The sequence below is a fragment of the Methylobacterium sp. NMS14P genome (assembly GCF_028583545.1).
Classification (GTDB): domain Bacteria; phylum Pseudomonadota; class Alphaproteobacteria; order Rhizobiales; family Beijerinckiaceae; genus Methylobacterium.
The window spans coordinates 3,148,128-3,161,166 of record NZ_CP087106.1 but is presented as its reverse complement, the minus strand read 5'-3'; the positions used below and the strand labels follow the sequence as shown (position 1 = coordinate 3,161,166).

Genomic DNA, 13,039 nt, shown 5'->3' with positions numbered 1-13,039 from the left:
CAGAGGAGACCTGACGATGCGAACGATGGTCCCGACCGGCCGCCAGCACCAGGAAGCGTTTCAGTTCCGGCTGATCCTGGCGGCGACCTACCCGTTCTTCCTCGCCGCCGCGGCGCTGAACCGGTTTCGGCCGAGCCGCGAGACGGCCCGCCCGGGCCTGACGCCGGCGCGCCGCTCGGTCTTCGGCGAGGCCCGCGCCATGGCGGTTCAGGCGATCCCCTTCGCCTTCATGGGCTGAAACGCCCCTGAGCGAGATGCTTCCGTCCGGTCACGCGGGGGAAGTTGGGCTGCGACCGCCGCAAGGCATCGTGGCTGTACCCGTCGCGCCTCGTCAGAGGCGCGGCCAACACACGGAGGTCTGAACGATGGCGAGTGGACCCGTCACAACAGAAAGACCGAGCAGCCTGTCCGGGCTGACGGAACCGGAAGCCAAGGAGTTCCACGCGATCTTCCTGACGAGCTTCCTCATCTTCACGGCGATCGCCGTGGTCGCCCACATCCTCGTCTGGCTGTGGCGTCCGTGGCTCCCCGGACCGCAGGGCTACGCCTCTCTCGAGGGCGTTCGCGATGCGGCCCACGCCCTCGTCACGATGATCGGCTGAGGAGGATCGGATGCACAAGGTTTGGTTGCTCTTCGATCCGCGGCGCACGCTGGTGGCTCTGTTCACCTTCCTCTTCATCCTCGCGCTGCTGATCCACTTCATCCTGCTCTCGACCGACCGGTTCAACTGGCTGGACGGCCCGAGAAACAACAAGGCGGCCGAGAATACCATCACGCTCGCGCTGCCGCAGATGCCGGCCTGACCGCCGGTCCGGACCGCGGCGCGCGAGGGCCGCGGTCACCCTTCCTTCCTCTTCTCCGGCCTGACTGAGGAGCAGCCGCCATGGCGATGCTGAGCTTCGAGCGCAAATACAGGGTCCGCGGCGGCACCTTGCTCGGAGGCGACCTGTTCGACTTCTGGGTCGGCCCGTTCTTCGTCGGCTTCTTCGGCGTGGTCGGCATGTTCTTCACGGTCCTGGGCACCGCGCTCGTCATCTACGGCGCGGCGATCGGGCCGACCTGGAACATCTGGCAGATCAACATCGCGCCGCCGGATATCAGCTACGGCCTGAGGCTCGCGCCGCTGAAGGAAGGCGGCCTCTGGCAGATCATCACCATGTGCGCGCTCGGCTCGTTCGTGTCCTGGGCGCTGCGCGAGGTCGAGATCTGTCGCAAGCTCGGCATCGGCTACCACGTGCCCGCGGCTTTCGGGATGGCGATCTTCGCCTACTTCACCCTCGTGGTGATCCGGCCACTGCTGATGGGCGCCTGGGGCTACGGCTTCCCGTACGGCATTCTCAGCCACCTCGATTGGGTGTCCAACACCGGATACCAGTATCTACACTTCCACTATAACCCCGCGCACATGCTGGCCGTGACGTTCTTCTTCACGACGACGCTGGCCCTGGCGATGCACGGCGGCCTGATCCTGTCGGCGACCAACCCGAAGAAGGGCGAGACCGTCAAGACGCCCGAGCACGAGGACACCTTCTTCCGCGACACGATCGGCTACTCGATCGGTACGCTCGGCATCCACCGTCTCGGCCTGTTCCTGGCCCTGTCGGCGGGGTTCTGGAGCGCGGTCTGCATCGTCATCAGCGGGCCGTTCTGGACGCAGGGCTGGCCGCAATGGTGGGGCTGGTGGCTCAACCTGCCGGTCTGGCGATGACGGGTCGGACGCGAACGGAACGAGGGGACTAACGCGGGTCGCCGCCGCCCAGCGCGGCACTCCGGGGGAGGGCAGGCCATGGCCTATTACCAGAACATCTTCACGCAGGTTCAGGTGCGCCCGCTCGTGCCGGATCAGGGCGTCCCGGTGGCGGTCGACGAGCGGGTCGGCAAGCCGTTCAACAGCTACCTGTTCGGGCTGATCGGCAACAGTCAGGTCGGGCCAATCTACATCGGCTACATCGCGGCCCTGTCGATCACCTGCGGTGTCATCGCCTTCGAGATCATCGGGCTCAACATGTGGGCCTCGGTGAACTGGGACCCGGTCCAGTTCGTCCGGCAATTGCCGTGGCTCGCCCTGGAGCCGCCGCTCCCGAAATACGGACTCAAAGTCCTCCCGCCCCTCAATGAGGGCGGCTGGTGGCTGATCGCCGGCTTCTTCCTGACCGCCTCGATCCTGCTCTGGTGGGTCCACCTCTACAGGCGCGCGCGGGCGCTCGGCCTCGGCCTCCACGTGCCGTGGGCCTTCGCGTCGGCGATCTGGCTCTACCTCGTCCTCGGCTTCATCCGTCCGGTGCTGATGGGCTCGTGGTCGGAGGCCGTACCGTTCGGCATCTTCCCGCACCTCGACTGGACCGCGGCCTTCTCGCTCCGCTACGGGAACCTCTTCTACAACCCGTTCCACATGCTCTCGATCACGTTCCTCTACGGATCGACGCTGCTGTTCGCGATGCACGGGGGCACGATCCTGGCCTGCTCGCGCTACGGCGCGGAGCGCGAGATCGACCAGATCGTCGACCGCGGTACGGCCACCGAGCGCGCCGCCCTGTTCTGGCGCTGGACCATGGGCTTTAACGCCACGATGGAGTCGGTGCACCGCTGGGCGTGGTGGTTCGCGGTGCTGACCACGCTCACCGGCGGAATCGGCATCCTGCTCACCGGGACCGTGGTCGACAACTGGTACCTCTGGGCAGTCAAGCACGGCGTCGCGCCCTCGTACCCGCAGGTCTACGGCCCGATCGTGGATCCCGCCCATCTCGCACCCGGCATGAAGCCGTGAGGAGGCCGTCATGAAGACGATTCTGGCGGTAGCCGGCGGGGCGCTGGCCCTCTTCCTCACCATCGCGATGTTCGGCGGCGCCGGCTGGACCCATCCGCCGATGGCGAACAAGCAGACCGGCTTCCGCGGGACGGGCATGGACCTGATCCGCACCAGAGCCGGCAACGAGGCGCTGTCGGACGCCAACAGGGCGCCCGCGCCGGCCGATCCGGCCGATGCGGGCGGCGACAAGGCCTCGGCCGTCTATCAGAATGTCCAAGTCCTGGGCGATCTCTCGGCCGAGCAGTTCAACCGTCTGATGGTGTCGATCACCGAGTGGGTCGCGCCGCAGCAGGGCTGCACGTACTGCCACAGCACCGAGAACATGGCGTCCGACGAGCTCTACCAGAAGCGCGTCGCCCGCCGGATGATCCAGATGACGCAGTACATCAACTCCACGTGGAAGGAGAATCACGTCCATCAGGCGGGCGTGACCTGCTACACCTGCCACCGCGGCAACCCGGTTCCGGCCAATATCTGGTTCGACCATCCGGTTCAGGGGGCGGGGCGCTTCATCCCGCGCAACAACAGCCAGAACTTGGCCTCCGCGGAAGTCGGCAACACGTCGCTGCCGTACGACGTCTATCAGGCCTTCTACCAGCACAAGGAGACGTCGGAGGACGCGGTCCGGGTCAACGCCACCACGGCGCTACCCGAGACGAAGGGCAAGCCGATCCAGGACGCGGAGAAGACCTTCGCGATCATGATCAGCATGTCGCAGTCGCTCGGGGTGAACTGCACCTTCTGCCACAACACCCGCTCGGTGGCGCAGTGGGACACCAGCACGCCCAACCGGGTCCATGCCTGGTACGGCATCCGCATGGTGCGTGACCTCAACCAGGACTACCTAGAACCGCTGACCTCGACGTTCCCGCGCAACCGACTCGGGATCCTGGGCGACGCGCCGAAGATCAACTGCGCCACCTGCCACAACGGCGCCAACAAGCCGCTCAACGGCGCCAACGTGATCGAGCCCTATCCGGAGCTGTCGCACCCGACGATCGCCGTGAGCCTGCCGACCGGCGAGGCCAAGGACCCGATCCCCGGGACCGAGACCCCGACGCCGAAGCCCTGATCGGCGCGCGGAGCGGCCGGACCGACCGGCCGCTCCGCTCAAGCTACAGGGAACCTCCGCTGAGTAGGGACGTCGATCTCGGCGGCCAAGCTCGGCCCACAGGAGGCGCCCGTGACCATCACCATCTCGAACCTCCAGCCGCTGATCGCGATACTGGCCGGGATCCTGATCCTGGTGATGCCGCGGCTGCTAAACTACATCGTCGCGATCTACCTGATCGTCGTCGGCGTGATCGGGCTCGGAATCCTGCATTGAGGCGCTGCGCCCGCACCGCGACGTCGCGGGCCTGACAGACCGCCGAACCCGTCAGCCACGCACGCACAGGGCCATCGCGCGTTCATCTTGCGTTGCGCTGCGGGATGGTCCAACCCCGCCCATCAGCTCGGCCGGCGCCGGGCACCAGATACGGACGGGATCGACATGGCGACCGGCAGCGCGAAGTGGGTCTACGCCTTCGGCGACGGCAAGGCGGAGGGCAAGTCGCAGATGCGCGACCTGCTCGGCGGCAAGGGCGCCAACCTCGCCGAGATGTCCAACCTGGGCCTGCCCGTCCCGCCCGGCTTCACCATCACCACCGAGGTCTGCACTTATTTCTACGAGCACGGCAAGGCCTACCCGCCGGAGCTGAAGGATCAGGTCTCGGCGGCCCTCGCGCAGGTGGGCGCGCTCACCGACCGCAAGTTCGGCGACTCGACCAACCCGCTCCTGGTGTCGGTCCGCTCGGGCGCCCGCGCCTCGATGCCCGGCATGATGGACACGGTGCTCAACCTCGGCCTCAACGACGAGACCGTCCTGGCGCTCGCCAAGGAGGCCGACGACGAGCGCTTCGCCTACGATTCCTACCGCCGCTTCATCACCATGTACTCGAACGTCGTTCTCGGCGTTGAGCACCACGCCTTCGAGGAGGCGCTGGAGCAGTACAAGGAGGGCAAGGGCTTCGACCTGGACACCGAGCTCGGCGCCGGCGACTGGAAGACCCTCATCCAGACCTACAAGAAGATCGTACGCGACGAGCACGGCTCTGACTTCCCGCAGGGCGCGGACGACCAGCTCTGGGGCGCGATCGGCGCCGTGTTCAATTCCTGGATGATTCCCCGCGCGAAGAAGTACCGGGAGCTGAACAACATCCCGGAGAGCTGGGGCACGGCCGTCAACGTGCAGGCCATGGTGTTCGGCAACATGGGCGACACCTCGGCCACCGGCGTCGCCTTCACCCGTAACCCCTCCACCGGCGAGAAGGCGCTCTACGGCGAGTTCCTGATCAACGCGCAGGGCGAGGACGTGGTGGCGGGCATCCGCACACCGCAGAACATCACCGAGAAGGCCCGGATCGAGGCCGAGAGCGACAAGCCTTCGATGGAGAAGGCCATGCCGGAGAGCTTCGCGGAGCTGACCCGGATCTACGGGATCCTGGAGTCGCATTACCGCGACATGCAGGACATGGAATTCACCATCGAGAAGGGCAAGCTCTGGATGCTCCAGACCCGCAACGGCAAGCGCACGGCCAAGGCCGCCCTGCGCATCGCCGTTGATCTGGCGGGCGAGGGGCTGATCTCCCGCGAGGAGGCGATCGGCCGGGTCGAGCCCGGCGCCCTCGACCAGCTCCTGCACCCGACGATCGACCCGAAGGCCGACCGCAAGGTCATCGCCTCCGGCCTCCCGGCCTCGCCCGGCGCGGCGACCGGCGAGATCGTGTTCAACTCCGAGGACGCGGAGGCGCACCGCAAGGCCGAGCGCAAATGCATCCTGGTGCGGATCGAGACCTCGCCCGAGGACATCCACGGCATGCACGCCGCCGAGGGCATCCTCACCACCCGCGGCGGCATGACCAGCCACGCGGCCGTGGTGGCCCGCGGCATGGGCAAGCCCTGCGTCTCCGGCGTCGGCTCCATCCGGATCGATTACAAGGCGCAGACCCTGACGGTCGGCGGTGTGACGCTGAAGGCCGGCGACAAGATCACCATCGACGGTTCCACCGGCCAGGTGATCCAGGGCGAGGTGAAGATGCTGGAGCCCGAGCTCTCGGGGGACTTCGCCACCCTGATGGAGTGGGCCGACGCGATCCGCCGCATGAAGGTCCGCGCCAACGCCGATACGCCGACCGATGCCCGCACCGCGCGCAACTTCGGCGCCGAGGGCATCGGCCTCTGCCGTACCGAGCACATGTTCTTCGAGGGTGATCGCATCATCGCGGTGCGCGAGATGATCCTGGCGGACGACGCCGAGGGCCGTCGCGCGGCGCTGGCGAAGATCCTGCCCTACCAGCGGCAGGACTTCCTAGAGCTGTTCATGATCATGTCCGGCCTGCCGGTGACGATCCGCCTCCTCGACCCGCCGCTGCACGAGTTCCTGCCGCACACCGACGCCGAGGTCGCCGAGGTCGTCAAGGCGACGGGCGTTTCCGAGGAGAAGATCCGGCACCGGACGCGCGAGCTGTCCGAGCACAACCCCATGCTCGGCTTCCGCGGCTGCCGGCTCGCGATCGCCTTCCCGGAGATCGCCGAGATGCAGGCCCGCGCGATCTTCGAGGCCGCCGTCCAGGCGGCCGCGGACACCGGCAAGGCGGTGACCCCCGAGGTGATGGTGCCGCTGGTCTTCACCCGCGCCGAGTTCGACATCGTGAAGGCCCGCATCGACGCCATGGCGAAGGCCGTGGCCGAGGAGAAGGGCGCGCCCCTCGACTACCAGGTCGGCACGATGATCGAGCTGCCGCGCGCCGCCCTCAAGGCCAACGAGATCGCCGAGACCGCGGAGTTCTTCTCCTTCGGCACGAACGACCTGACCCAGACGGCGCTGGGCATCTCCCGCGACGACGCCGCCACCTTCCTGGGTCCCTACACTCAGAAGGGCATCCTGCCGGCCGACCCGTTCATCACGATCGACCAGGAGGGCGTGGGCGAGCTGGTGCGCATCGGCGTCGAGCGCGGCCGCAAGACGCGTCCGGACATCAAGCTCGGCATCTGCGGCGAGCACGGCGGCGACCCCGCCTCGGTGGGCTTCTGCCAGGAAGTCGGGCTCGATTACGTGTCCTGCTCGCCCTACCGGGTGCCGATCGCCCGGCTGGCGGCTGCCCAGGCGGCGCTCGGCAAGGTCGCCGGCAAGGAGGGCTGAGGCCCGAGCGGGGGGCGCCGGGCGGCGTCCCCCTTTCGGATATCAACCATCCGTACGAGGATTGGTGGGAAAAACTCGCCTTTCGGTCGAACTCGACTCTTTGTGAGGCGTTTCTCGATTGAACGGGCCCGCCCGACGTGCGCCTTATCGGCCCGCGTCGGGTTCAGCATCGCCCGTCAGAATCGGCCGCCACCATGTCTCACAGCCCTTCGCCGCTGTGCCTCGCCGAGACCGAAGGGGTCGCGGCTGTCCCGCGGGCCGCGGTTCGCGCCTATCTCGCCCTCGTCGCCGGTCTCGGCGGTCTCGTCACGGCAGTGATGCTGATGATGTCTGTCGCCGCCAACAGCGGCAACGAGGCGGAGCGCATCTCGGCGATGCAGGAGGACAGCTACGCGACCACGCTCGTCGGCGCGCTGGCGGTCAATCTCTCCAAGCCCCTGCGCTGAGCCGGATCGCGACGTCCACCACCTCGCGGGGCTCGGTCGCTTCGCAGCATCGACGATGGCGCCCTCGCCGCGGCGTGCGGATCAGCGCGCACCTGACACGGCGCGCGCGGCCGAGCCGGTGAAGCGGGTCGGCAGGTCGTCGCCCGGGCTGCGGGGACTGAACCGCGTGGTGACCCGGTCGGGCGCGGCGCCCACGACCGCGTCGGGCGCGGCACCGCGCAGGCGCGTGGCGGCGACGTGCACGGGAACGGCCCGGCTCGCCGGGGCCGCACCCGGGCCGGCCGACACCGAATCGAACAGGGCGCGCAACTGCGCCTTCGCATCCGCGTCCGGGGCCACGAGGGAGCGCGCGCGAGCCGGGGTCGGCGCCGCGGGTTTGTCGAGGGCGCGGATCTCGCTCGCGGACGCGAAGTTGGCCATCCCGCGCTCCAGCGCCGCGAACTGCACCGGGCGCGGCGGCGGCAGCGGCATGTTCAGGCTCGCCACGACGGCCGCCATGTCCGAGGGCCGCCGCGGCGGGAGCGGCGCCGTGACGGCGGTCACCGCGTCGTCGGCGGCGGTCGGCTGACTCGCGGTCAGGAGCGACCTGGCGTCGGCGGGCTTGGCCTCGGCACCCTTCGCCTGCGCCCGCTCCACGAGCGAGCCGCGCAGGGCGTCGTCGGCCGCGGGCGCCGCGTAGGCGAGGGCGGCGCGCGCGCCCACCGGATCCTGCGGATCGGCGCTCGCCACGGCGACGACGGGCGTGCGCCGCGATTTCTTCGCTGTCTCCACGGGGGGTTGCACCGGCGCGGGCTCGGGTGTCGACCGGCCGCCGCCGAACAGGCTCGCCAGGAAGCCGAACAGGCCTGGTCCGTCCTCCTCCTCGCCGCTGGCCATCTGCGTCGTGAGGCCCGCCACGGTCCCGCCGCGGGCCAGGATCTCGGCCTTGGCTTCCTCGTAGCGGGGGAAGGGACGGTTGTCGCTCGGGAGCAGCACGGTCTTGCCGTCCGGGAACAGCCGGGCGAGCTGGTCGTGGGTCATGCGCGGCCACATCCGCACGGACCCCACGTCGAGGTGCACGAACGGCGTTCCGGCATGGGGATACCAGCCGACGCCGCCGCGCTGCATCCGGAGACCGACCTCGCGGATCCGGTCGATCGACACGTCCGGCAGGAAGAAGTCCATCGCCTTGCCGAGCATGTGCTGGCTGTACTCGGCCACCATCCTGGAGCGGCGGCGCAGCATCGCGTTGGTGCCCGGGGACCGGTAGGCCGACACGACGTGGATCGGCTGGGTCGCACCGACCTGACGATAGGCCTCCCAGACCGTATCGAACAGCCGCGGATCCATCTTGGTCGGCTCGTTCACCCGCCAGTCGCGGAGAAGCCAGTTCAGCTGCTCGAGGGCCGCGCGGTCGTAGCGGCCATCGCGCTTGAACGTGATGGTCGCGCTCTCCTGCGTGTGCGTGTGGTAGATGGTCAGGGATCGGGTATCGCCGTTGGCGACCGCGTCCTCGGTCTCGGCCGTCCCGGCGATCAGTCCGAGCACCAGGCCGGACAGGGCGAGGGTGAGATGGCGAAGGGCGCGCGGGAGACTGGGCACGACGGTCCTGATCCTCTCCCGACAGCCTGACCCGACGCCTGTTGAACCGGGTTCGCGACCGAAACGGCTAAGGCTCGACCGTGGCGAAATCGTGCCCGGCTGTGCGGCCGCGCACGCGAAAGTTGCTGCTGGCGCCGGTGGGTTACCACCACCCGCGCGGCGCCGCCTGCTGCGGCGCGGGCGTCCAGAGGCCCGGCTCGCCGTATTCCGGCGCGCCGTCGGCCCGGGCCGCGCGGCGCTGGGCGCGACGCGGCGTGTCCGCCTCCTCGTAGCGCCCGGTCGGCCACGCCTCGGCATCCGCGACCGGGCGCTCGGGCGCGCGGCGATGGACCGTCCGGGTCGCGGGCGGCTTCGGAGCGCGCTCGACCTTGCGCCGCGGCGGCTCGTCCGGGAGCCGCGCGATCGCCGGCCCGCCGCCGCCCGGCAGCCCGAGGGCCGCGCGCATCGGCGCGTCGTAGCCGTAGAGGTCGGGCAGGGTACGGTAGGCGCCGCCGTCGTCCACGAAGGCCGTGAAGTAAGCGAGGTGGACCGGGAGCTTCTCCGGCAGCCGGATCGTGCGCTCGCCCTTGCCGATCAGCTTCTTCAGGCGATCCTCGGACCAGTTCGGCAGCACCACGTCGGCGAGGCGGAACGGGTCGTCGACCCGCACGCAGCCGTGGCTGAAATCGCGTTTCGAGGCGGAGAACAGCGAGCGGTTCGGCGTGTCGTGCAGGTAGACCGCGTGCTGGTTCGGGAACATGAACTTGATGAAGCCGAGGGCGTTGCGCTCACCCGGGGGCTGGCGCAGCGAGATGTGCCCACCGCGGCGGACGACCTCGTAGCCGCCCCAGGTCTTGCCGCCGTAGCCGGCGAGCTTCGGCGCCATGGTCTTCAGGATCGACGGCGGGACGTACCAGGACGGGTTGACGACCGCGTACTCCATCATGCCCGAGAAGAGGGGCGTGCGCGATTCCGGCTTGCCGACGATGACCCGCGCCTCGTCGCGCATGACGCCGCCCCGATAGGCGCGCAGGCGGTACTCCGGCACGTTGACCAGGATGTAGTCCGAGCCCAGGTCGCCCGGCAGCCAGCGCCACCGCTCCATGTTGACGATGAGCTCGGCCTCCCCGCCCGTCGGCCGCACCGCGCGGCCGGCATCGGCGAGGGCCAGGACCGTCTGGACGTTCAGGACGCCGTTCCCCGGCAGGCCGCGGCCGCGCTGGAACTTCCCTACCGCGTCGGCGACACCGGAATCGTACTCCTCCGGCTCGCCGGGCCCCTTGTCCAGGGTCGCGGCGGGACGGCTCTCGAGGTTGAAGTGCGCCCGCAGCAGCGGGACGCGGGCATCGCGCATGCCGACGCGGAGAACCGGTCCGGCCGGGAGGCGCAGCGGCTTCACGGCGGTCGGGGCGGGTCCCCGCAGGCCGGCGAGGCGCGCCTTCAGCGCGAGATAACCCGGGGTCGCCGGATTGTAGGCCTGCAGCGCCTCGCCGGCCTTCGCGCCGGCCTCGTCGAGCTTCGCCAGGACGTCGTTCCCGGCGGGAAGATCGAGGTGCGGGGTGATCAGCCGCGAGATGGAGGCCAGGTTGATCCGGCTGCCGCGGGCATCCCGGGCGTAGAGCACCGCCGCCGCGGATAGGCGCAGATCGGCGTCGGCGACCGCCTTCTCGTCGGGCTTATCGGCGAGCGCCGGGGCCGTGTAGGCGCGGGGATCGAGACCGTCCTCGGCGGCGGCCGCCATCCGCGCGGAGACCGCCTTCGCAGCGTCGGTCCAGGCCCCGCCGGAGATCCAGAGCGGCTTGAAGCTGCGGGCCTCGTAGAAGCTCCGGATCGCGTCGCGGTCCTTGCCGGTGAGGCGCAGCAGCAGGGGCGCGGGATCCGCGAACCGGGCGAAGACCGCCGCGCCGAGCGGGTCGGCCGGGGCGACCGGAACCGCGGCGGCCGGGGCCGGGGCCGGCTCGGCCGCCGGCGCCTCCGGCTTGTAGTCGGGAAGGGCCGTGGTGGCGGGCGCCGACGGGTCCGCCTGCGCGGGGGCCGCCGGCGCAGGCAAGGCGACGGGCGGGCTCGCGGGGATATCGGTGGTCGGCTGGTCCAGCGCGACCGTCGCGGCACGGAGGGAGCCGGCCGGGGCCAGTGTGCCGCCGAGGAGGGCGGCCAGCGCGATGAGGCTGGAGCGCGGGACGCGCATCGTGATCTCCCGGGGTGCGGCGGCAGGACCGCACGCTCAGATTGTGATTATCCGCGCAAGCGTGGCTTTCAGCAACCGCAGTCATCGCGAATAGAAGGTCGGTCCTGCCGATGAATGTGTCATTTCTAATGCTGCTCAGCTTATGATCCGCTAAATCATCCGCCGGCAGCGTGCAGCAGGGCCGAAATTTTCCCTCACCGTGGCCGAAACGAATGCGCTCGGTGCGCTAGCGCACCCCGCGTTCGATCAGGCCGCGTCCTCGGTTTTAGCGTCGTCCTCCAGCCCCAGATCCTTGAGCTTGCGGTAGAGGGTGGAGCGGCCGATGCCGAGGCGGCGCGAGACCTCCGACATCCGCTGCCGATAGAACTGGAGCGCGAAGCGGATGATCTCCGCCTCCAGCACGTCCATCGGCTTCATCTCGCCGGTCTCCTCGGCGACGAGTGACATCGCGTGCGGGTCGCGCACCTCCACGCGGACGATCTCGCGCACCGGCTCGGGGGCGTAGGCCGGCATCTGCGGCTGGACCGGCGCGGCCGGGATCCGCACGTCGAAGCCCTCGACCTGCGCGGCGATCTGCGGGAACTCGGAGACGGTCAGCTCGTCGCCGTCCGCCAGCACGACGGCGCGGAACAGGGCGTTCTCCAGCTGCCGGACGTTGCCCGGCCAGGGATAGCGCGTGAGCAGGGCCATCGCCTCAGGGCTGATCGCCCGCACGCGCTTGCCTTCCTCGGCCGAGAACCGTGCGCAGAACGAGCGGACGAGGTCCGGGATGTCCTCGCGGCGCGCCCGCAGGGGCGGCAGCGTCATCGGGAAGACGTTCAGGCGGTAGTAGAGGTCCTCGCGGAACTTGCCCTGTTTCACGAGGTCGAGCAGCGACCGATTGGTGGCCGAGACGAGCCGGATGTCCACCCGCACCGAGCGCTTGCCGCCGACGGGGTCGACCTCGCCCTCCTGAAGGGCCCGGAGCAGCTTCACCTGCGCGTCGAGGGGCAGCTCGCCGATCTCGTCGAGGAACAGCGTTCCGCCCGAGGCCTCGACGAACTTGCCGGCATGCTTCTCGGTGGCGCCGGTGAACGCCCCCTTCTCGTGGCCGAACAGGGTGGATTCCACCAGGTTCTCCGGGATCGCCCCGCAATTGACTGTCACGAACGGCTTGCCGCGCCGGTCGCCGGACCCCTGGATCGCCCGGGCCAGAACCTCCTTGCCGACGCCGGACTCGCCCTCGATCAGCACCGGGATGTTCGACTTGGCGGCCCGCTCAGCGAGGCGGATCACCCGCTCCATGTCGGGGCTCTTCGAGGTGAGATCCTTGAAGGTGAGCGCGCCGGAGGCCCGGCGACGCATGCGGCGCACCTCCTCCTCGAGCGTATCGACCCGCAGGGCGTTCTTGATCGAGACCTGCAGCCGCTCCGCGCCCGCCGGCTTGACCACGAAATCCACGGCGCCGGCCCGCATGGCGCTGACCACCGTGTCGATGGACCCGTTCGAGGTCTGGACGATGACCGGCATAGCGAGGCCGCTCTTGCGCATCTCGGCCAGGACACCGAGCCCGTCGAGCCCGGGCATGACGAGGTCGAGAAGGACGACATCTGCCCCCTCGGATCTCAGCAGGGTCAGGGCGTCCGCTCCGGACTCGGCGATCCGCGCCTCGAAGCCGAAACGGCGCACGGCCGCCTCGGCCAGGCGCCGCTGGACCGGATCGTCGTCCACGATCAGCACGGTGGCGGACATAGCGGCTCCCTGAACGGCGCGCGAAGGCCGGACACGCGACGCGGGCTCGACCCGTTCGCGGCCTCCGATTCGGCGACTGTTTCGTTTCGAGCCGTAGGGTGACCGACAGTCGTAAAGTGCC

12 protein-coding genes are annotated in these 13,039 nt (G+C 69.5%); 9 read left to right on the top strand and 3 right to left on the bottom strand.

The window, feature by feature from the left end; genetic code table 11:
• Positions 1 to 16: 16 nt before the first annotated feature.
• From LOK46_RS15250 to LOK46_RS15210, 9 genes are all read left to right on the top strand, one after another.
• The gene (locus tag LOK46_RS15250; protein WP_273558426.1) at positions 17 to 238 is read left to right on the top strand and encodes a hypothetical protein; all 222 of its coding nucleotides are present in this window, start codon (positions 17 to 19) and stop codon (positions 236 to 238) included.
• Positions 239 to 365: 127 nt separating this feature from the next.
• Positions 366 to 602 (top strand): light-harvesting antenna LH1, beta subunit, encoded by a 237-nt coding sequence (gene pufB, locus LOK46_RS15245; RefSeq protein WP_012319767.1) that lies wholly within the window; start codon positions 366 to 368, stop codon positions 600 to 602.
• Between the two features lie 10 nt (positions 603 to 612).
• Entirely contained in the window at positions 613 to 804 is a 192-nt protein-coding gene (pufA, locus tag LOK46_RS15240; RefSeq protein ID WP_012319766.1) for a light-harvesting antenna LH1, alpha subunit, read from the top strand.
• Positions 805 to 884: 80 nt separating this feature from the next.
• Entirely contained in the window at positions 885 to 1,709 is an 825-nt protein-coding gene (gene pufL / locus LOK46_RS15235) for a photosynthetic reaction center subunit L (protein ID WP_273558420.1), read from the top strand.
• Between the two features lie 78 nt (positions 1,710 to 1,787).
• Entirely contained in the window at positions 1,788 to 2,768 is a 981-nt protein-coding gene (gene pufM / locus LOK46_RS15230; protein WP_273558418.1) for a photosynthetic reaction center subunit M, read from the top strand.
• A gap of 10 nt (positions 2,769 to 2,778) precedes the next feature.
• Positions 2,779 to 3,882 (top strand): photosynthetic reaction center cytochrome PufC, encoded by a 1,104-nt coding sequence (gene pufC, locus LOK46_RS15225; protein WP_273558416.1) that lies wholly within the window; start codon positions 2,779 to 2,781, stop codon positions 3,880 to 3,882.
• A 111-nt stretch (positions 3,883 to 3,993) separates the two neighbouring features.
• Complete coding sequence (locus tag LOK46_RS15220; RefSeq protein WP_012319762.1) at positions 3,994 to 4,137, top strand: DUF3096 domain-containing protein; 144 nt, start codon at positions 3,994 to 3,996, stop codon at positions 4,135 to 4,137.
• A gap of 165 nt (positions 4,138 to 4,302) precedes the next feature.
• Positions 4,303 to 6,993 carry a pyruvate, phosphate dikinase gene (gene ppdK, locus LOK46_RS15215; RefSeq protein ID WP_273558411.1) on the top strand — a complete coding sequence of 897 codons (2,691 nt, stop codon included), beginning with the start codon at positions 4,303 to 4,305 and terminating at the stop codon, positions 6,991 to 6,993.
• A gap of 194 nt (positions 6,994 to 7,187) precedes the next feature.
• Positions 7,188 to 7,439, top strand: coding sequence for a hypothetical protein (locus LOK46_RS15210; RefSeq protein WP_273558409.1), 252 nt, complete (start codon positions 7,188 to 7,190; stop codon positions 7,437 to 7,439).
• An 81-nt stretch (positions 7,440 to 7,520) separates the two neighbouring features.
• Here LOK46_RS15210 and LOK46_RS15205 read toward each other — a convergent pair whose 3' ends face one another.
• The 3 genes from LOK46_RS15205 to LOK46_RS15195 form a co-directional block, all read right to left on the bottom strand.
• Positions 7,521 to 9,020 (bottom strand): DUF882 domain-containing protein, encoded by a 1,500-nt coding sequence (locus tag LOK46_RS15205; protein ID WP_273558407.1) that lies wholly within the window; start codon positions 9,018 to 9,020, stop codon positions 7,521 to 7,523.
• A 142-nt stretch (positions 9,021 to 9,162) separates the two neighbouring features.
• The gene (locus tag LOK46_RS15200; protein WP_273558406.1) at positions 9,163 to 11,187 is read right to left on the bottom strand and encodes a L,D-transpeptidase family protein; all 2,025 of its coding nucleotides are present in this window, start codon (positions 11,185 to 11,187) and stop codon (positions 9,163 to 9,165) included.
• Between the two features lie 246 nt (positions 11,188 to 11,433).
• The gene (locus tag LOK46_RS15195) at positions 11,434 to 12,918 is read right to left on the bottom strand and encodes a sigma-54-dependent transcriptional regulator (RefSeq protein ID WP_273558404.1); all 1,485 of its coding nucleotides are present in this window, start codon (positions 12,916 to 12,918) and stop codon (positions 11,434 to 11,436) included.
• Positions 12,919 to 13,039: the final 121 nt, after the last annotated feature.